General features: G+C 62.4%; 19 protein-coding genes. 11 read left to right on the top strand and 8 right to left on the bottom strand.

Annotated elements, in window-relative coordinates; translation table 11 throughout:
- The first annotated feature begins 61 nt into the window (after positions 1–61).
- Positions 62–2,893 carry a DNA polymerase I gene (gene polA / locus ACQ4MS_RS16015; protein WP_431095623.1) on the top strand — a complete coding sequence of 944 codons (2,832 nt, stop codon included), beginning with the start codon at positions 62–64 and terminating at the stop codon, positions 2,891–2,893.
- A 31-nt stretch (positions 2,894–2,924) separates the two neighbouring features.
- Entirely contained in the window at positions 2,925–3,938 is a 1,014-nt protein-coding gene (locus ACQ4MS_RS16020) for a M28 family peptidase (protein ID WP_431095624.1), read from the top strand.
- 222 nt (positions 3,939–4,160) lie between these two features.
- On the opposite strand, the gene ACQ4MS_RS16025 is transcribed toward ACQ4MS_RS16020, so the two are convergent.
- From ACQ4MS_RS16025 to ACQ4MS_RS16040, 4 genes are all read right to left on the bottom strand, one after another.
- On the bottom strand, positions 4,161–5,099 hold the full coding sequence (locus ACQ4MS_RS16025) for a methyltransferase domain-containing protein (RefSeq protein ID WP_431095625.1): 939 nt from the start codon (positions 5,097–5,099) through the stop codon (positions 4,161–4,163).
- Positions 5,100–5,124: 25 nt separating this feature from the next.
- Complete coding sequence (locus tag ACQ4MS_RS16030) at positions 5,125–5,538, bottom strand: hypothetical protein (RefSeq protein ID WP_431095626.1); 414 nt, start codon at positions 5,536–5,538, stop codon at positions 5,125–5,127.
- A gap of 61 nt (positions 5,539–5,599) precedes the next feature.
- The gene (locus tag ACQ4MS_RS16035) at positions 5,600–6,109 is read right to left on the bottom strand and encodes a thiol-disulfide oxidoreductase DCC family protein (protein WP_431095627.1); all 510 of its coding nucleotides are present in this window, start codon (positions 6,107–6,109) and stop codon (positions 5,600–5,602) included.
- Positions 6,110–6,187: 78 nt separating this feature from the next.
- Positions 6,188–6,760 carry a GbsR/MarR family transcriptional regulator gene (locus ACQ4MS_RS16040; protein ID WP_431095628.1) on the bottom strand — a complete coding sequence of 191 codons (573 nt, stop codon included), beginning with the start codon at positions 6,758–6,760 and terminating at the stop codon, positions 6,188–6,190.
- Between the two features lie 433 nt (positions 6,761–7,193).
- Here ACQ4MS_RS16040 and ACQ4MS_RS16045 point away from each other — a divergent pair, with 433 nt between their 5' ends.
- The 7 genes from ACQ4MS_RS16045 (at position 7,194) to ACQ4MS_RS16075 (ending at position 12,517) form a co-directional block, all read left to right on the top strand.
- Positions 7,194–8,105: a dienelactone hydrolase family protein gene (locus tag ACQ4MS_RS16045; protein WP_431095629.1), complete on the top strand. Its 912-nt coding sequence runs from the start codon at positions 7,194–7,196 to the stop codon at positions 8,103–8,105.
- Positions 8,106–8,407: 302 nt separating this feature from the next.
- Positions 8,408–9,244, top strand: coding sequence for a ZIP family metal transporter (locus tag ACQ4MS_RS16050; protein WP_431095630.1), 837 nt, complete (start codon positions 8,408–8,410; stop codon positions 9,242–9,244).
- A gap of 152 nt (positions 9,245–9,396) precedes the next feature.
- Positions 9,397–9,630 carry a hypothetical protein gene (locus tag ACQ4MS_RS16055; RefSeq protein WP_431095631.1) on the top strand — a complete coding sequence of 78 codons (234 nt, stop codon included), beginning with the start codon at positions 9,397–9,399 and terminating at the stop codon, positions 9,628–9,630.
- On the top strand, positions 9,630–9,920 hold the full coding sequence (locus ACQ4MS_RS16060; RefSeq protein WP_431095632.1) for a hypothetical protein: 291 nt from the start codon (positions 9,630–9,632) through the stop codon (positions 9,918–9,920). Before ACQ4MS_RS16055 ends, ACQ4MS_RS16060 begins: the two co-directional genes overlap by 1 nt.
- 250 nt (positions 9,921–10,170) lie before the next feature.
- Positions 10,171–10,635 carry a hypothetical protein gene (locus tag ACQ4MS_RS16065; protein WP_431095633.1) on the top strand — a complete coding sequence of 155 codons (465 nt, stop codon included), beginning with the start codon at positions 10,171–10,173 and terminating at the stop codon, positions 10,633–10,635.
- Positions 10,636–10,715: 80 nt separating this feature from the next.
- Positions 10,716–11,978 (top strand): FAD-dependent oxidoreductase, encoded by a 1,263-nt coding sequence (locus tag ACQ4MS_RS16070; protein WP_431095634.1) that lies wholly within the window; start codon positions 10,716–10,718, stop codon positions 11,976–11,978.
- Positions 11,979–12,331: 353 nt separating this feature from the next.
- Positions 12,332–12,517: a hypothetical protein gene (locus ACQ4MS_RS16075; RefSeq protein WP_431095635.1), complete on the top strand. Its 186-nt coding sequence runs from the start codon at positions 12,332–12,334 to the stop codon at positions 12,515–12,517.
- Positions 12,518–12,646: 129 nt separating this feature from the next.
- Here the strand turns inward: ACQ4MS_RS16075 and ACQ4MS_RS16080 are convergent, their stop codons facing one another.
- The 4 genes from ACQ4MS_RS16080 to ACQ4MS_RS16095 all read right to left on the bottom strand — a co-directional run bounded on the left by ACQ4MS_RS16080 (position 12,647) and on the right by ACQ4MS_RS16095 (position 16,156).
- Positions 12,647–12,913, bottom strand: coding sequence for a hypothetical protein (locus tag ACQ4MS_RS16080; protein ID WP_431095636.1), 267 nt, complete (start codon positions 12,911–12,913; stop codon positions 12,647–12,649).
- Positions 12,914–13,119: 206 nt separating this feature from the next.
- Entirely contained in the window at positions 13,120–14,019 is a 900-nt protein-coding gene (locus tag ACQ4MS_RS16085; protein ID WP_431095637.1) for a sulfurtransferase, read from the bottom strand.
- 10 nt (positions 14,020–14,029) lie between these two features.
- Positions 14,030–14,932, bottom strand: coding sequence for a DMT family transporter (locus tag ACQ4MS_RS16090; protein ID WP_431095638.1), 903 nt, complete (start codon positions 14,930–14,932; stop codon positions 14,030–14,032).
- A 105-nt stretch (positions 14,933–15,037) separates the two neighbouring features.
- A complete protein-coding gene (locus tag ACQ4MS_RS16095) occupies positions 15,038–16,156 on the bottom strand; it encodes an aromatic ring-hydroxylating oxygenase subunit alpha (protein ID WP_431095639.1) in 1,119 nt (372 codons plus the stop codon).
- 277 nt (positions 16,157–16,433) lie between these two features.
- Here ACQ4MS_RS16095 and ACQ4MS_RS16100 point away from each other — a divergent pair, with 277 nt between their 5' ends.
- Positions 16,434–16,691 carry an exodeoxyribonuclease VII small subunit gene (locus ACQ4MS_RS16100; protein ID WP_431095640.1) on the top strand — a complete coding sequence of 86 codons (258 nt, stop codon included), beginning with the start codon at positions 16,434–16,436 and terminating at the stop codon, positions 16,689–16,691.
- 60 nt (positions 16,692–16,751) lie between these two features.
- Positions 16,752–17,672 carry a polyprenyl synthetase family protein gene (locus ACQ4MS_RS16105; RefSeq protein ID WP_431095641.1) on the top strand — a complete coding sequence of 307 codons (921 nt, stop codon included), beginning with the start codon at positions 16,752–16,754 and terminating at the stop codon, positions 17,670–17,672.
- The last annotated feature ends 29 nt before the right edge of the window (positions 17,673–17,701 follow it).

Here is a 17,701-nt window from a genome sequence, read left to right on the forward strand (position 1 = left end):
GGCGTGAGGCTCTAGTTGGCCTCCAGGCAGCGACCGGCCGATATCCCCGACAATCGGTTTCATGAGTACCGACAAAAAAACGCTCCTGCTGGTGGACGGCTCCAGCTACCTGTACCGCGCTTTCCATGCCATGCCCGATTTGCGCGCCAATCCGGGTGACCCGGCCAGCCCGGCCACGGGCGCCATACGCGGCATGGTCAACATGATGCAGAAGCTGCGCAAGGACGTGCGCGCCGACTACGCCGCCTGCGTGTTCGACGCCAAGGGGCCGACCTTCCGCGATGCCCTTTACCCGGAGTACAAGGCGCAGCGCTCGCCCATGCCGGATGACCTGCGCAGCCAGGTCGAGCCCATCCATGAAGTGGTGCGCCTCCTGGGCTGGAAGGTGCTGGACGTGCCCGGCGTGGAGGCCGACGACGTGATCGGCACGCTGGCCTGCCTGGCGTCCACCCAGGGCATTGAAGTCATCATCTCCAGCGGCGACAAGGACTTGAGCCAGCTGGTCGACGAAAACATCACCGTCATCGACACCATGAACGACCGCCGCCGCGACCTGGCCGGGGTCGAGGCCGAATTCGGCGTGCCGCCGCGGCTGATGGTCGATTACCAGGCCCTGGTCGGCGACGCGGTCGACAACGTCCCCGGCGTGCCCAAGGTCGGCCCGAAGACGGCCGTGAAATGGCTGCTCGAATACGGCTCGCTGGACGCCTTGATCGCGCGTGCCGGTGAGATCAAGGGCGTGGTCGGCGAAAACCTGCGCCAGTCGCTGGACTGGCTGCCCAAGGGCCGTGAACTGTTGACTATCAAGAAAGATTGCGAACTGGATGACTACATCGCCGGCCTGCCCGCCCTGGACGAAATCACCATAGGCGGACAGCAGACTGAAGCCCTGAAAGCCTTTTACGAAAAGTACGGCTTCAAGGGCCTGGTCAAGCAGATCGAGATTGAGAGCACGCCGCCTGAACTGATAGGCGGGCCCGAAGGCCGGCACCAGCCCCCGCCCCCCGGCGGCTCAGGCGGCCGGTCCGATTCGCCGGGCCTGTTCGATGAGGCGCCGCTCACCGACACAGCGCCGGCCCAGCGCACCAGCAACCTGAACTACGACACTGTGCTGACCTGGGAGGCGTTCGACCGCTGGCTGGCCAGGATCGAAGCGGCCGAACTGGTCGCGCTGGACACCGAGACCACCTCGCTCGACGAAATGCTGGCCGAAATCGTCGGCCTGAGTTTCAGCGTCACGCCCGGCGAAGCGGCCTATATCCCGCTCACCCACGACTACCCCGGCGCACCCGCGCAACTGCCGCGCGACGAGGTGCTGGCGCGCCTCAAATCCTGGCTGGAAAACCCGGCCAAACCCAAGCTGGGCCAGCACGTCAAATACGACCGCCATGTATTCGCCAACCACGGCATCGAAGTGCAGGGGTATGCGCACGACACCATGCTGCAAAGTTATGTGCTGGAAGTGACGAAGCCGCATGGCCTGGCCAGTCTGGCCGAGCGGCACGTGGGCCGCAGCGGCATCAACTATGAAGACCTGTGCGGCAAGGGCGCGCACCAGATCAAGTTCAACCAGGTCGACATCGCCAAGGCCGCCGAGTATTCGTGCGAAGACTCCGACCAGACGCTGGATGTGCACCGCGTGTTGTGGCCGCAGATCCAGGCCAACGAAAAGCTGCGTTTTATCTACGAACTGGAAATGCAGAGCAGCGAAACGCTGTACCGCATCGAACGCAACGGCGTGATGATCGACGCGCCCACGCTGGCCGCGCAAAGCCATGAGCTGGGCCAGCGCATCATCCAGCTGGAAACCGAAGCCTACGAAATCGCCGGCCAGCCCTTCAACCTGGGCAGCCCCAAGCAACTGGGCGAGATTTTCTTTGACAAGCTCGGCATGCCGGTCATCAAGAAGACCCCCAGCGGCGCGCGCAGCACAGACGAGGAGGTGCTCGAAAAGCTGGCCGAGGACTATCCGCTGCCGGCCAAGCTGCTTGAACACCGTTCGCTGAGCAAACTCAAGGGCACCTACACCGACAAGCTCGCGCAGCTGGCGCTGCCGCGCACGGGCCGTGTGCACACGCACTACGCGCAGGCCGTTGCGGTCACGGGGCGGCTTTCAAGTAACGACCCTAACCTGCAGAACATTCCGATACGCACGGTCGAGGGCCGGCGCGTGCGCGAAGCCTTTATCGCGCCCCCGGGCAGCGTGATCGCCAGCGCCGATTATTCGCAGATCGAGCTTCGCATCATGGCCCACATCAGCGGCGACGAGGCGCTGCTCAGCGCCTTCACCAACGGCCTGGACGTGCACCGCGCGACGGCCGCTGAAGTGTTCGGCGTGCCGCTGGAGCAGGTCAGCAGCGAACAGCGCCGCTACGCCAAGGTCATCAACTTCGGCCTGATCTACGGCATGAGCAGCTTCGGCCTGGCGCGCAACCTCGGCATAGAAACCAAGGCGGCGGCGGCCTATATCGACAAATACTTTCAGCGCTATCCCGGTGTCAAGAACTACATGGACCAGACCGTGGTGTTTGCCCAGGAAAACCATTTCGTCGAAACCGTCTTCGGCCGGCGTCTGTACCTGTCGGAAATCAACGGCGGCAACGGCCCGCGAAAAAAGGCGGCCGAGCGCCAGGCTATCAACGCGCCCATGCAGGGCACGGCGGCCGACCTGATCAAGCTCAGCATGAACAAGGTGCAGCAGGTGCTTGACGAGGAAAAACGCGCCACCAAGATGATCATGCAGGTGCATGACGAACTGGTGTTCGAGGTGCCAGAGGCGGAAGTCGAATGGGTGCGCACCGAGATCCCGCGCCTGATGGCCGGCGTGGCGGACCTGAAAGTGCCGCTGCTGGCCGAGATCGGCATTGGGCCGAACTGGGACAAGGCCCATTAAGCCGCTCCCCGCCAATGCGGTGGGCTCGCGCGTGAGGAGGCGCTGGACAGCCCTCGTCGCCGGCATCGTGCTGACCTTGCTGGTGGTTGGTGCCGCGGCGGGGTATGCCTGGTACCGCCTGACCCAACCCTTTGTCTCGGCCGGCGAAACGGCGGCCCCGGCAGCACAAACTGCATCCGCCGCGAGGCTGGAACAGCTGGTCCATAAGCTCTCCACCGATTTTCCGGACCGCACTTTTGACAATGCGACCCGTCTGAATGGCGCCGCCGTCTATCTGGAGTCACAGTTGTCCGCGCTGGGCCTCAAGGTCGAGAGCCAGCGCTTCACCGCCGAGGGCCGGCCCTACCGCAACCTGGTCGTGAAGCTAGGCCCCGATACGCCTGAGGTGATGGTGGTGGGCGCCCACTATGACGTCGCGGGGGAGCAGCCCGGCGCGGACGACAACGCCAGCGGCGTGGCGGGCCTCGTTGAACTGGCGCGGCTGCTCAAGGGGCAGTCTTTCCGCCAGCGGGTGGAGCTGGTGGTCTACACGAATGAAGAGCCTCCGTTTTTCCGCACGCCTTATATGGGCAGCGCCATTCATGCACGATCACTCACTGAATCCGGCAAGCGCGCGTCCCTCATGTTGTCGCTCGAATGCATCGGCTACTTCAGTGACGAGCCGGGAAGCCAGGACCATCCCATGCGGCTTCTCAATGCGATCTACCCGACCACCGGAAACTTCATCTCGCTGGTGGGCTTCTACCAGGACGGCGAGGTCGCTCGCCAGGTGAAGGCGGCGATGAAATCGGCCTCCGACCTGCCGGTGTATTCCATCAATGCGCCGGGTTTTGTGGTGGGGGTCGATTTCTCGGACCACCTCAATTACTGGAATGAAGGCTATGTCGGAATGATGGTCACCGACACGGCTTTTTACCGGAACAAGGCTTACCACACGCCGCAGGACACCGCGGACAGGCTGGATTACCGGCGCATGGCAAAAGTCGTCGACGGCGTACGTGCGGTGGTCATGCGGCACGCCGCAGCTGCCGGGCCCGCACGCTAGTTTTATCGCTTCCGGCACCTGCACCGCAGTTTGTTCCGGCGCTACCACATGCTGCCGGTTCGCCTGGTTCAGACAGGTGATTGGCCGGCACGGTGGCAGTCAAGACAGTGCCGCGTTCCCGGCGGAGACGATGATTCCTCTTTCGGTGTGAGGAAGCCATCGCGCGCCATGGGGATCAGTTGCTGGCTTGTTTTGTTCTGCAATCGCGGGTGCGTTGACGGCTTAGTGCGATACCTGGTTATCCGCTGGTTTACGCGCAGTGACCATGTAGTAGCCAAAGCCCGGCAACCACATGCCCAGCAGGAAGGCCGCGTAGGACGCCACGATGTGTCCGCGGCGCAGCGGCGACAGGCGAAAGCGGGCTCGCCAGAGTTCACGCAAGGCAAAGCGTGTGGCAAATAGCGGAATCTGCAAGGCACTGGGTGCCAGCCGCAGGCTGATGTCCTGAAACCGGATGTCGGTAAACCCCTGGCTTGCAAGTGCACTGTGCAGCGCTTCTTTTTCGGCCAGCTCGTTCACTGCCCAGTGACGGCACCACAGCCTGTAGATTCGCTCCATGAATCCCGGCAGAGGGCTGTTGTTGCGACGCAAGGCGTCGGCGATGACCAAAGTGCCGCCCGGCCGCAGCAAGCGTGCCGCCTCCCGCACCAACGCGCGCTTGTCAGCCCCCGGCGCATGGCAGGCGCTTTCCAGCGCATAGACGCCGTCGTAAACACCCGTGCGTAAGCCGGTGTCTACATAGTCGGCCAGGTGAAAGCGAACCTGGTTGGGCAAGACCGCGGCCTGGTTGAGTGCGACTCCCTGGACGATTTGCCGCGCCACCAGCGTGACGGCGTCTACCGTGCTGTGTTTGCGGTTTTGGACGATGGATCGCGCCGTGGCGCCGGCGCCGCAGCCCAGGTCGGCAAGCAGCACGGCGCCACTGTCTGGCAGGGCCAGCCGGTGAAGCACTTCGAGGTTCATGCGCTCCAGCATGGCTTCACGGCCCAAGGGATTGACCTTCAGGGACCAATAGCCGAAGTGCATGTTCATGCCGGGGCTCCAGGCGCGGTAGTCATCGGCCACGGCGTTGTAGTAAGACCTGATCTCTGCCAGCCGGACTTGTGTTGCTTTGATTTGTGGACTGGCTGCAGGGTGAGCGGAAGGCGTTGTGGTGATCATTTTTGCTCTCCGTTTATCAGTGCTTTCAGGCCGGCCGGGCAGCAGCGGAGGGTCCTGCGGATACGGCAGGCTTGTCGATGCGGGCACTTTGCACATGAGCCGCCAGTTCTTTCGCCGCCAGCCATTGCCGCACCTGCATCCACACATTGCGCGAGATGACCGCCACGGTGACAAACACGCCTGCCAACACCAGCCACAGGGAACGCCGCACCGTGTCGATGACGCTGTTGCGTTCATTGAATTCACCGAAGCTCAGCATCAGCAGCAAGGTGCCCGACACCGCCAGCAGGTAGGCGCAGCGTATCCAGAACTCTGCGCCCCCGTCGGCGTCGCAGAGCATGCGAAGCACTTTGTAGAGGATGGGCTTAAGGTACGTGATGGCGATGACGGGGCCGACCAATGCGATCAGCAGGGAGACAAAAAACAGGTTGGTACTCATGATGATTTCCTTTCGTTTTGCTCGGGATGGTTGGATGAAGAAATAAAAGGTGATGGGCCGCTTAACGTAGGCAGCTTTCGGCGTCGCAGCGCGCCAGGGCCGAGCGCTCGGCTGCTCGCCGCACGGCACCTTCAAACATCAGGCGGACCAAGCCACGCGGAATGCGGTGGCGGTTGCGCGCCAGCACCGGGTAACCCCATTCGGCCAGCGGGCGCAGCAGCGGCATGCGCATGGCAGAGCTGACCCAACCCAGGCCGACGGCCTTGTAAGCCAGACGGAACACTTCCACACCCTTGAGCACGCGGCCATCTGCGGTGCGCGCATGGATCAAGTCCAGTAGATCCTGCATCGTGGCGCCGGCGGGCACGTCGTTGAAATCTGGTGCCGAGACATCGGAGAAACGCAGATGCCCTTCGGTGTCGCGCAGCATGAGATTACTCATCTCCGCATTGCAGAGCGGGCAGGCGGATTCGTAGAACAAAGTCAACGGATAGACAGTCGGATCCAGGCCCGCCTTGAAGCTGTCGTAGCGGGTGTTGCCAAGATCAGGGATGCTGTGGATGCTGCTCATATTTCTCTCCTTTAGAAATTTCAGTACAAACAGAAATTAATAGTCAAAAAAAGGGCCAAAGCTGGCCGTGTCCTCAAATCAAAAAGTAGGCGGCAAAAGTTCAGAAGGGTCCATGGGCTTGGCGTCGCTGTCTCCGCGCACAAACTTCTGCACGCTGGCGCCCATGCGCAAGACTTTCTCGAGTGTGGTGGGCGACAGCCGCAGCATCTCGTCGGCCCACAGGCCCAGCGACTCCATCAGACGCAGGGTTTCTCGTACGCGGTCCTGCGCGTCGGCGGACTCGGCCTCAAAGCCTTCTTCCTTCACCAGCCCTTGCAACATGCGAACGGTGGGATCGAATTCACGTTCCTTGCGCTCGCGCACCACAGTGCGAAACAGCTCCCACACATCCAGCGAGGTTTCGTAATAGTCACGCCGGTCGCCCAGTACCTGGGTGGTGCGGATGAGGTTCCAGTTCAGCAGTTCCTTGAGGCTGGTACTCACATTGGAGCGCGCTACCGCCAGCGTGTCGGCGATTTCTTCCGCATGCAACGGCCGGCCATGGAAAAAGAGCAGGGCGTGAATTTGCGAGACGGTGCGGTTCACGCCCCAAGCGGTGCCCATTTCTCCCCAGTGGACGACAAATTTGCGAGCGACAGTGCTGAGTTCCATGGATTCGAATATACGCTTTCATTAATTTCTGTCAAGACGGAAATATAAAAATATTCTCGCGAATTGATTTTTCTGCGGCGCTGCCCCGTTCGAAAAGTGGTGCAACCGCAAGATCGGCGAACAATCCTTCACTGGGCGAAACTCACGCATCGCCACCGCCATGGCCGTGCATGGGTGTGACGCGACGCTGATTTACCCCGTGTGCAGGGCAACAGCCGCAGCCCTGGTCAGTGGGGAGAAACTCATCGAGTGCCCACAATGGGCTGTCCCGGGGGATTGAGATGTCTGGAACCCTGAGCCTGGTTGTGAGGTGTACGGCCCCCGCAAGCCAGGATGCCCTTGTCATCGCCTTGCTGCGGCAAGAACTTCTGGCGCCGCATAGACTCCGACTGTTTGCTTTTTGCCCCTCCACCTATTTACTGAGGAAATTGCCATGCTTGCACACGACCAGAAAAATGACTTCGATGCCCTCTTGCCCGGGCAAACCACCGAAGCCGGCGCCAGCCGCCGTACCGCGCTCAAAGCAGCTCTCGGGGTGGGTTACGCAGCCACGGCGATGCCGATCATGGCGCAGACGGCCATCAAGACCACTTCGGAGGGGCTCAAGACCGGCGAAGCAACGTATGAAGTCAATGGCTTCAAGGTGCCGGTGTTTTTCGCCGCGCCCGCAGGCAAGACCAACCTTCCCGTGGTTCTGGTGATCCAGGAAATCTTCGGTGTGCACGAATACATTGCCGACACCGCGCGGCGCTTTGCCAAGGCCGGCTACCTCGCCATCGCCCCGGAACTCTACGCGCGCCAAGGCGACCCCAGCACCTACAACGAAATGGCCAAGCTCATGGCCGAAGTCGTCTCCAAGGTACCCGATGCGCAGGTCATGGCCGACCTGGACGGCGCCGTGAAGTGGGCAGCCGCTAACGGCGGCAATGCCAAAAAGGTCGGCATTACCGGCTTCTGCTGGGGTGGGCGCATTACCTGGCTGTATGCGGAGCAAAGCAAGAACGTCAAGGCCGGCGTGGCCTGGTACGGCCGCCTGGTCGGCCAGCCATCAGCCCTCACGCCCAAGCACCCCGTGGACCTGGCTGCCAACATCCAGGCGCCGGTGCTGGGCCTGTACGGCGGGCAGGACGGCGGCATTCCGCTGACCACCGTCAACCAGATGAAAGACGCGCTGGCCGAAGCGGCCGCCAAAGGCAACAAGGCAGCCGCCGCTTCCGAGTTCGTCGTCTACCCGCAAGCGCCCCACGCATTCCACGCCGACTACCGCCCAAGCTACCGCAAGGATGCGGCGGATGACGGCTTCAAGCGTGCTTTGGAATGGTTTAAGTCCCACGGCGTGGCCTAAGACCCCGCCGGCGGCTTTTTTATTGCGGTCGCTGGTTGCACCCAAAGAGCTCTTAAACCCAGCATGAGCCCCGGAACCGGCTTTGCCGGGCCGTAGGGCGGGCGGCCCCTCGGGGGGCAGGGAGCTACACGAAGTGAGCGACCGTGGGGGCTAACCGCTTGACACGCTTGATAAGATCAAAGCAACCCCGGCCGCAGGCATTGGATGCCGCGCCCGGGGTTTTGTCGTCTGTGGTGTAACCTCTGCGGATATTTTTGAATGATTTCGGGCCTTAGCCCCAATAAATACGAGCGCAAGCAGCTATGACTTTGATAGCAATCCTGGTCGGGACCCTGGCCGCCGGCATTGGCAGCGTTTGGCTGGCGGCGTTGCTCAGCTTTGGCATTCTGGCGCGCTACACCCAGCACATGCTCAGCCTGGCTGCCGGCGCATTGCTGGCCACGGCCTTCATGCATTTGCTGCCCGAGGCCTTTGAAAGCCAGGCCGGCGCCAAGGAGCTGTTTGCCACCTTGCTGGTGGGGCTGGTCTTTTTCTTTTTGCTCGACAAGGCCGAGCTGTGGCACCACGGGCATGAACACCATGGCGGCGAGCACCACGGCCCTGAAGTGGCGGCGCATGCGCAGCATGACCATGCGGAGCACGTGCATGCCGCGCACAGCCACCATGGCCACGGCCATGCTGAAGCCAAAAGCGGCAGCTGGGCCGTGCTGGCCGGCGACAGCGTGCACGCATTCGGTGACGGCATCCTGATCGCGTCGGCCTTCATGGCTGATTTGCGGCTGGGTGTGGTCGCCGCCCTGGCGGTGCTGGTGCACGAGGTGCCGCACCACATGGGCGACCTGGTGGTGCTGCGCCAGACCTCCAACAACCGGCGCGCCGCCTTTGTCAAGGTGTCGCTGGCCGGCGCCGTCACGGCGCTGGGCGGGGTGGTCGGTTATGCGCTGGTCGACCAGCTCTATGACTACCTGCCGTTCTTTCTGATCATGGCGTCGAGCAGCTTCATTTATGTCGCGCTGGCCGACCTGATTCCCCAGCTGCAAAAGCGCGTCACCGCGCGGGAGACCGTGGCGCAAATCGCCTGGCTGGCCATCGGCATTGGTCTGGTGACGCTGATCAGCAGCATGGCGCATCACCACTGAAACCGGCGGCGCTACTGTCAGACGGCGCCTGACAAGGTCAGGGCCTGGCGGCCTATAGGCGGACTTCGGGCCAAGCGGGAAGATCAAGGCAAAGATTCTTCCGAGTTTCCGAGTTCCCGTTGTGCAAACCATTGTGCAAAGGCAGGCCCGCCATGAATTTCCATTCAGACTCCACCACGGTTTCCAGCGCTTTCCGTCCGTCCGCCTACGATCTCAGCGGTGAGTTGCTCCAGCCGCCGCAGCAGCAACAGCGCAAGCCTCGCACTTTTCGCCGTCCGCGGGCCGCCGCGTATATCGCCTTCCTGATCACCGTCTTTGCCAGCATGGCCGCCGCGGCCGCGCTGGCTACGCATGATCTGCCGCTGATGATGGTAGGCCTGTTGTGATGAACGCCGCGCGTGGACGGTCTCCGGAAGGCGCCCCCTTGGGGGCAGGCTCACCTGACGAGCCCGCCCACACGCTGCCTGCCGAGCCGGCACAAATCACCAAAGTCCCGGCTGCCAGACCCGCGGGTGCGCAGCCGTCATCCCGCTCCGGGAAGCGCCAGGAAAAGCGCCCAGGCAACGAGGAGCCCGAGCCGGCGTTTGAAGAAGACCTGCCTTCCGACGGGCGCGACGAGAAAGGCGAAGCCATGATCCGCGACTTGCCTCGCAAGGCAGGAAAAAAGGAGAAATAAACAAACATGGCCACCAGCCCTGATGTGCCGCCACCAGAGCCCGTTCCGCCTCTTGAAACCCCGCCGGAGCCGGGCGAAGTGCAGACCACACCCATGCCGATGGAGTGAACGGCAGGTAGGGCCACGCGGCGCCCGCGCTACGTGATGGCAGTGGGTTCTTCCCGCGCGTCCTCCTTGTGCCCACTCCGTCCCCGGTCCCCCGGTCACTTATCTCGTTGCTTATCTCCCAGCCAACCCAATGAGAAACCAGATGCATTTATCCGCCCTGTCCCTTAAGTCACGGTCCAGCGTGTTCGCCGTCGTGGTCGCTGCAGCCCTGGGTTTGAGCGCATGCGGCAAAGAGGACAGCAGCGCCCCAGGAACGACGCCCGGCAGCACGGGCTCCGGTTCTACACCTCCAGCTGCCATGGGCGCCGATACCCGTGCCCCTGCGGCCGGCGATAGCCCGGCGGGCGGCAGCAGCGGCTTCAAGGGAGGCGTTCCGGCGCCTGATGCCTCAGGTGGGCCGTCAACAGGCGGATCAAACGCGGCGACAGGTGGCAGCGCCGCGGGCCCCGGCGGCACGACGGCGTCAGCTCCCTCTGCCGGTGCCTCCAGTCCTGCGGGTGTGACCGGCAATGGTGGGCTTCCGGCCAGCCAGCTTGGCAGCATGCCGACTTCCAGCGGCAGCAAAAACAGCAGCCCGAACAACAGTACCGGCAACGCCGTTCGCTAGCGTCTCGTAGCGCTGTCTGGCTTGCACCGGGATGCAAGCTTCTATAAGGTCAGAGACTTTCCCCCTGAGGAGACGACACCATGACCGGGGTTTTAAGCGTTCGCTGCTGTATTGCCGGGGGAGGGCCTGCCGGCATGGTGCTGGGCCTGTTGCTGGCACGCGCCGGCGTGGAAGTGCTGGTGCTGGAAAAGCATGCGGATTTCCTGCGCGACTTTCGCGGCGACACGGTGCATCCTTCCACACTGGAGGTGATTCACGAACTGGGCTTGCTTGAAAAATTCCTGGCGCGCCCGCATGACCAGGTGAGCGAGTTGCGCGCCATGGTCGGCGACACCGAAACCGTGCTGGCCAGCTTCAGGCATTTGCGTGTGCGCTGCAAATTCATCGCGATGATGCCCCAATGGGAGTTCCTGGACTTCGTGCGCGATGAAGCAGAGCTGTACCCCGGTTTTCGCCTGATCCAGAACGCCGAGGTAACCGAAGTGGTCCAGAGCGGCGACATCGTGACCGGTGTGCAGGCGACCACGCCTGAGGGGCCGTTGCGGGTAATGGCAGACCTTGTGATCGGCGCGGATGGCCGTCGCTCCACCGTGCGAAGTTCTGCAGGCCTGAGGGTGCGGGACCTCGGCGCGCCGATAGATGTGCTGTGGATGCGCCTGCCCAAAATGCCGGGCGATCCATCGGTCACGGGAGGGCGCATCACCAGCGGCATTTTCCTGGCCATGATTGACCGCCGCACGTATTGGCAATGTGCCTACGTCATCCCCAAAGGCGGCATCGAGGCGGTTCGCGCGCAAGGACTGGAAGCATTCAGGGCCGACATGGTGAAAGTGGCACCGCTCTTCGCTGACCGCATCCATACCCTGGCCAGTTGGGACGATATCAAGCTGCTCAGTGTCACGGTCGACCGGCTGGAACGCTGGTACAAGCCCGGCTTGCTATGCATAGGCGACGCTGCGCATGCGATGTCGCCGGTGGGCGGGGTTGGCATCAACCTGGCAGTGCAGGACGCGGTGGCGGCGGCCAATACGCTGGCTGCGCCGCTGGCCAGTTCGCAGGTGGACCCCGTTGCGTTGACCCCGCTGTTGGCCCAGGTGGAAAAGCGCCGCTTGTTTCCCACCCGCCTCACGCAGGCGGCGCAAGTGGCGATCCAGAATCGCCTGCTCAGCCCGGTTCTGGCTGCACGAGGCCGTGATGGCCCGCCCATGGCGTTGCCCTGGCCGCTCCAACTGATGCGCCGCTGGCCGCTGCTACAGGCCTTACCGGCCTACGCAGTCGGTGTCGGTGTTCGGCCTGAGCACGTGAGCTCCCCGGTGAGGCCCGTGGATGCCGCTGTGGGCTAGATGCTGGTTGCTATTAATTTGATAGCTGGTTGCGCCCATTTCATCAGGACGGGGTGATGTTTTGTCGACTTTTTCGGTCATTTCCTGGAAGTGCCTGCTTGCTCATTGACCGGACTTTTTTCCACTCGCGCAGGGGGCATGAGCGCCAGCATTCGCTGGTAGGAAGCGGCCTTGTAGGTCTTCTCCTACGAATTCCGCAGGCATTGACTACATAGGCGGATTTACATGGTGCCTACAGTTAAGAGGCAGGCACAGGTGCGCAGCAGGCGCGCAAGCGCCACAACCCACCCCCACAGTCCGTACCTCGCAACGGTTTTTTGCCGCGAACCGGGATGCCTTTCAAGGAGATTGCCATGAAAACCACCGCAGAGATACTTCATCAGTCCCACAGGCCTGAACCCAGCCCTTCCAAAGGGCGCGTTGGTGACAGGCCGGACAACGGCTCCCGGAGCAGCCGCGGTGCAGGCCCTTCATCGGGCTCACGCCTTGACAACCCGCACAAGCGCATCCGGCTGTCCGGCCATGCCCGCGCGTGTTGACGCAGGCGTTTTTTCTCAACGCATTCGTGGGCCATCAGGGGAAAAACTCTTACAGCCCTGTGGGACACCGTCTCATGGGGAAAGCGCGGCGTCCCGGGCTAAATTGAACTCCGGCTGACGTTCAGCCACTCACCGCTCAGCCAATTCATTTTCACAAAAAGGAACCGACATGCACGCATCCAAATTCAAACCCGTTGCCCTTACCGCCGTCGCCTTGACTGCTTTGCTGGCATTGGGCGCTTGTGGCAAAAAAGTGGAAGATACCGGCGCATCGCCTTCGACGCCTGCTCCCGCAGCCACACCTTCCACCACGCCTTCGCCCACACCATCCCCTACGGACAGCAGCTCAACTACAAGTACCCCCACAAGCAGCAGCACAACGGGAACCAGCACCATGTCATCACCCAATACAGGGGGCGACGCACCCGGCATGGCAGCCAGCGCCCCGGCCAAATAAACCCGGCCTTCTTCGGAGTGCGTTGATCGGCCCGCAGGGCCGGCCCCGGCGCAAAAAAAAACCTGCAGGCATCAACGCTGCAGGTTTTTTTGTGTTCTAAAACGTTCGTTGGCCGGGAGAGCCTGCTTTTGACGCGCTGTGAGCGTCAGCCTTGTGCGACCGGGTGCTTGGGGTCACTGCACCAGTCGCTCCAGCTGCCGGCATAAAGACCGGTTCTCCCCAACCCGGCGAGCTCCATGGCAATCAGGTTGGGGACAGCGCTGACGCCGCTGCCGCAGTGGTGCACCACGGTGGCCGGGTTGCGTCCCGCCAGCAAGGCTTCGAATTCCGCTTTGAGTTCGGAAGCCGGCTTGAATTTTCCATCGGCACCGATGTTCAGGCTGAAAGGGCGGTTCAGTGCGCCCGGGATGTGGCCCGCGACCGGATCCAGCGGCTCAATCTCGCCTTTGAAGCGCGGTGTGGCGCGTGCGTCGATCAGCGTCTGTGCCGGCCGGCCAAGCTGGTCGGCCACGGTTTCGGCCGATACCAGCACGGTTTTTTCCGGCCCCAGCAAAAAGCTGCTCTGAAAGTGCGCGGGCTCTTCACCGCTGTTCACCGCGCCGCCCGCTGCCTGCCAGGCCTGCAGTCCGCCGTCGAGCACAGCCACGTTTTCATGGCCCGCCCACTTGAGCATCCACCAGAGGCGCCCGCAGTAATTGGCGCCGTTGCGGTCGTACACGACTGCCTGCATGTTGTTGGCAAAGCCGACGCTGGAAAGCCAGATGGCGAATTTCTCGCGATTGGGCAACGGGTGCCGCCCGCCCGATGCAGGCGCGTCGGCACCTTTGGCCGTGATCACCCCGTGGGCGCCCGGCACGCCGTGTTTGGCACTCAGGTCTGTATCCAGATTGGCATACACCGCGCCCGGGATGTGCGAGGCCAGGTACTGTTCCTGCCCGGCGTTGGGCTTCATCAGGTCAAAAGTGCAGTCGAAGATGCGCAGGGGCTTGGCCGATGCGATCAGGGCCTGCAGCTGTTCTACGGAAATCAGCGTGGTGTAGCTCATGGAAAGCTCCTTAGTGTTCTTCGGCGGGTGCATTGGGCGCGGCACGTGCGCGTAGCACGGTGGCCGCAATCGCGCTCACGATGATGAGCGCCATGCCGGCCCAGCCGATCAGGGGGATATTGTCACCAAACAGGATCAGGCTGTAGAGGGCTGCAAACACAATACCCGAGTACTGCAGATTGGCGACCATCAACGTGCCGCCGTGGTTTTCAGACATGGAATAAGCCTTGGTCATGGCCAGCTGGCCCAGCGAGGCCAGGATGCCCAAGGGCGGCAGCCACAGCGCATGCTGCCAGTTCCACGGTGTGATGCCCATCACCAGCATGCCCAGCGCACCAGCCACTGCCGTGCCCACGGCAAAGTAAAACACGGTGCGCGTTTCGGGCTCGCCCATGCGGGCAATGGCCATGACCTGCATGTAGGCAAAGGCTGCGCCCAGGCCCGACATCAGGCCCACCAGCCCGGCGAAGGTCTGGTTCTGGTCGATGGCGGGGCGCAGCAGCATCACGACGCCGATAAAGCTTGCCAGGATGGCCAGCACCAAAGGCCCCTGGCTTGGCCCTTTCTGGCCGGCCTTGCCCAGCATCAGCGCGCCGCCAACGAGGAAGGCTGCGATCCACACACTGCTCATGTAGTTGAGCGTCATGGCGGTTGCGAGCGGCAAATGTGCGATGGCGTAAAACCAGGCCGACAGTGACATGACGCCGATCACGCTGCGCCACGCATGCATCGCCGGATAGTGTGTGGCCAGTGTGATGCCACGCGCGCGGGCGTAGGCGGCCATGAATGCAATGCCCAGGATGCCGCGGTAAAACACCAGTTCAGCGCTGTTGAAATGCTCCGACGCGTACTTGACGCAGACGCCCATCGTCGCAAACAGGAAGGAGGAAAGAATCATCCAGACAGCTTGCATCGTTCAGACGGCGGTTATTGGAGGTGAATGGAAGTGAAAAATGGCTGGGCCCGAAAGAGGGCGGGCGCAAGCAGCTATTAAATTCATAGCGTGCCGTGCGTTCCCTCAAATCATCTGCGTGGTTTTGCTGGCGCCCATTTCGCGGCGGTACCACTCGTGAAAGTGCTGCATGCCGTCTTCCATGGGGCTCTGGTAGGGCCCAAACTCGTTGTCGCCGCGAACCATCAGGGCCTTGCGGCCGGCGTCCATGCGCAGGGCGATCTCGTCGTCTTCCACGCAGGTTTCCATATAGGCGGCCTGCTGTGCCTCGATGAACTCGCGCTCGAAAGCGCAGATTTCCTCGGGGTAGAAAAACTCGACCACATTGAGCGTTTTATCAGGCCCCTGGGGATGCAGCGTGCTGACCACCAGCACATGTGGATACCACTCGACCATCACGTGCGGGTAGTAGGTCAGCCAGATCGCCCCATATTTGGGCGGTACGCCCTTTCGGTACTGCAGCACCACGTCGTGCCATTTCTTGTAGGTATCGGTGCCTGGCTTGCCCAGCTTGTCCGATACCCCCACGGTCTGCACCGAGTACTCAGGCTCCAGTTGCCAGCGCAGGTCATCGGTGGTGACAAAGCCGCCCAGGCCGGGGTGAAACGGGCCGACGTGGTAGTCCTCCAGGTAAACCTCGATGAACGTTTTCCAGTTGTAGTTGCACTCGTGCAGGTGCACCTTGTCGAGCTGGTAGCCGGTGAAGTCGAGGTCGGCATAGGTCGCCAGCTGCGACATCTCGGCGGCGACATCGCGGCCGTTGTCTTCAAACACCAGTCCGTTCCAGGTGGTGGTCTTGTAGCGGTTCAGGTTCAGGCAGGGGTCGATCTCGAAATGCGGCGCGCCTATGAGTTCACCCGAGGTGTTGTACGTCCAGCGGTGCAGGGGGCAGACGATGTTGCTGCCGGTGTTGCCGCGGCCCTGCAGCATGGTGGACTGGCGATGGCGGCAGACGTTGGAAATCAGCTCAATGCCCGAGGCATTGCGCACCAGTGCGCGGCCCTCGCCCTCGTGTGGCAGGGCGTAATAGTCGCCCAGGTTGGGCACTGCGAGTTCGTGGCCCAGGTAGCGTGGCCCGCGGGCAAACAGTTTTTGCTGCTCCCGCTGGTACAGGCCCGCATCAAAATAGCTGGAAATGGGGAGCTGGCTGGTGGCCTGCAGGAGACGGAGGCTGAGATCAGACATGCAAATTTCGGTGAACATGCCGCCGTGCAAAAGCGGTGAAGCACTTGACAGGCGGAAAGGCAGGCTGAGCGGCAGCCCACGGGTAAAACAAGGCCGAATATCCCACAGCAGGGGTACTGCCGTTATCGAGAACTGTTATCAATTGTACCCGCGCGGGCCTTTTTGCCGGTCATTGCACGCGGCCACCGGATAATGGGGACATATGGTTTCATGGCCCCCGATGGCCGGGGCCGTTTTCTGCCAGCAACGGCCTAAAATCAGCCCTCATCCAATCATCATGGCAAAAAGTCCTTCATCTGCTGCTGCCCCTGTTTCCGCCGCTGCGGCATTGCCTGCCAGCTATGAGGCCGCATTGCAGGAGCTCGAAGGGCTGGTCGACAGCCTGGAGTCCGGCCAGCTACCGCTGGATCAACTGCTTACCGGCTACCAGCGCGGCGCGCAGCTGCTGAAATTTTGCCGGGACAAGCTTGAGGCGGTGGAAACCCAGATCAAGGTACTGGAAGGCTCGGAACTCAAATCCTGGACGCAGGAATAGGCCCGGCGCTGACGCGGCTCCACCCCCCATTTGATATAGACACAACAAGAGAACTTCCGATTGAACGCCCCTGAAAAACTGCCCCTGTTCACGTTGAGCGCCTGGAGTGCAGCGCAGCTTGCCAATGTTGAGAACGCACTGTCGCGCTGGGTGGCTTGCCCCAGTGACGCCCCTGCGCCTGCGGGGCTGGGTGATGCCATGCGTTATGCCGTGCTTGATGGCGGAAAACGCCTGCGGCCCCTGCTGGTCATGGCGGCCTGTGAGGCTGTCCAGGGCAATGCCCAGGCCGCACTGCGGGCAGCTTGCGCGGTGGAGCTGATCCATGCCTATTCGTTGGTGCACGACGACATGCCCTGCATGGACAACGATGTGCTGCGCAGAGGCAAGCCGACGGTGCATGTCAAGTTCGGCCAGGCCCAGGCGCTGCTGGCCGGTGACGCCCTGCAGGCGCTGGCGTTTGAATTCCTCACGCCACCTGACGGCTCCGTGGATGCGGCTACCCAGGCGCGCCTGTGCCGCATGCTGGCCCAGGCGGCCGGTTTTCAGGGCATGGCCGGCGGGCAGGCTATTGACCTGGCGAGCGTGGGTATGCCGCTGACCTCTGAGCAGCTGCACGAGATGCATCGCCTGAAAACCGGCGCACTGCTGCAGGCCAGTGTGATGATGGGATCGGCCTGTGGCGCTGCAACGCCAGCCGCACAGGATGCTTTGCGTGACTATGGCGCCGCCGTCGGCCTGGCCTTCCAGGTAGTTGACGACATCCTCGATGTCACTGCTGATTCCGCCACCTTGGGCAAGACGGCTGGCAAGGATGCCGCCCAGGACAAACCCACTTTCGTATCGCTGATGGGGCTTGAAGACTCCAAAGCCTATGCCCAGCAATTGCTGGGCAAGGCGCTGCGCAGCCTGGATGCCAGCGAATTGGGCCACACCGAAGCCCTGCGTGCGTTGGCAGACATGCTTGTAAACCGTCATCATTGAAGCCGTCATCCGGAATGAATACTGCGGAC

The organism is Polaromonas aquatica (assembly GCF_050626995.1).
In the GTDB taxonomy this organism is placed as follows: Bacteria; Pseudomonadota; Gammaproteobacteria; order Burkholderiales; family Burkholderiaceae_C; genus Polaromonas; species Polaromonas aquatica_A.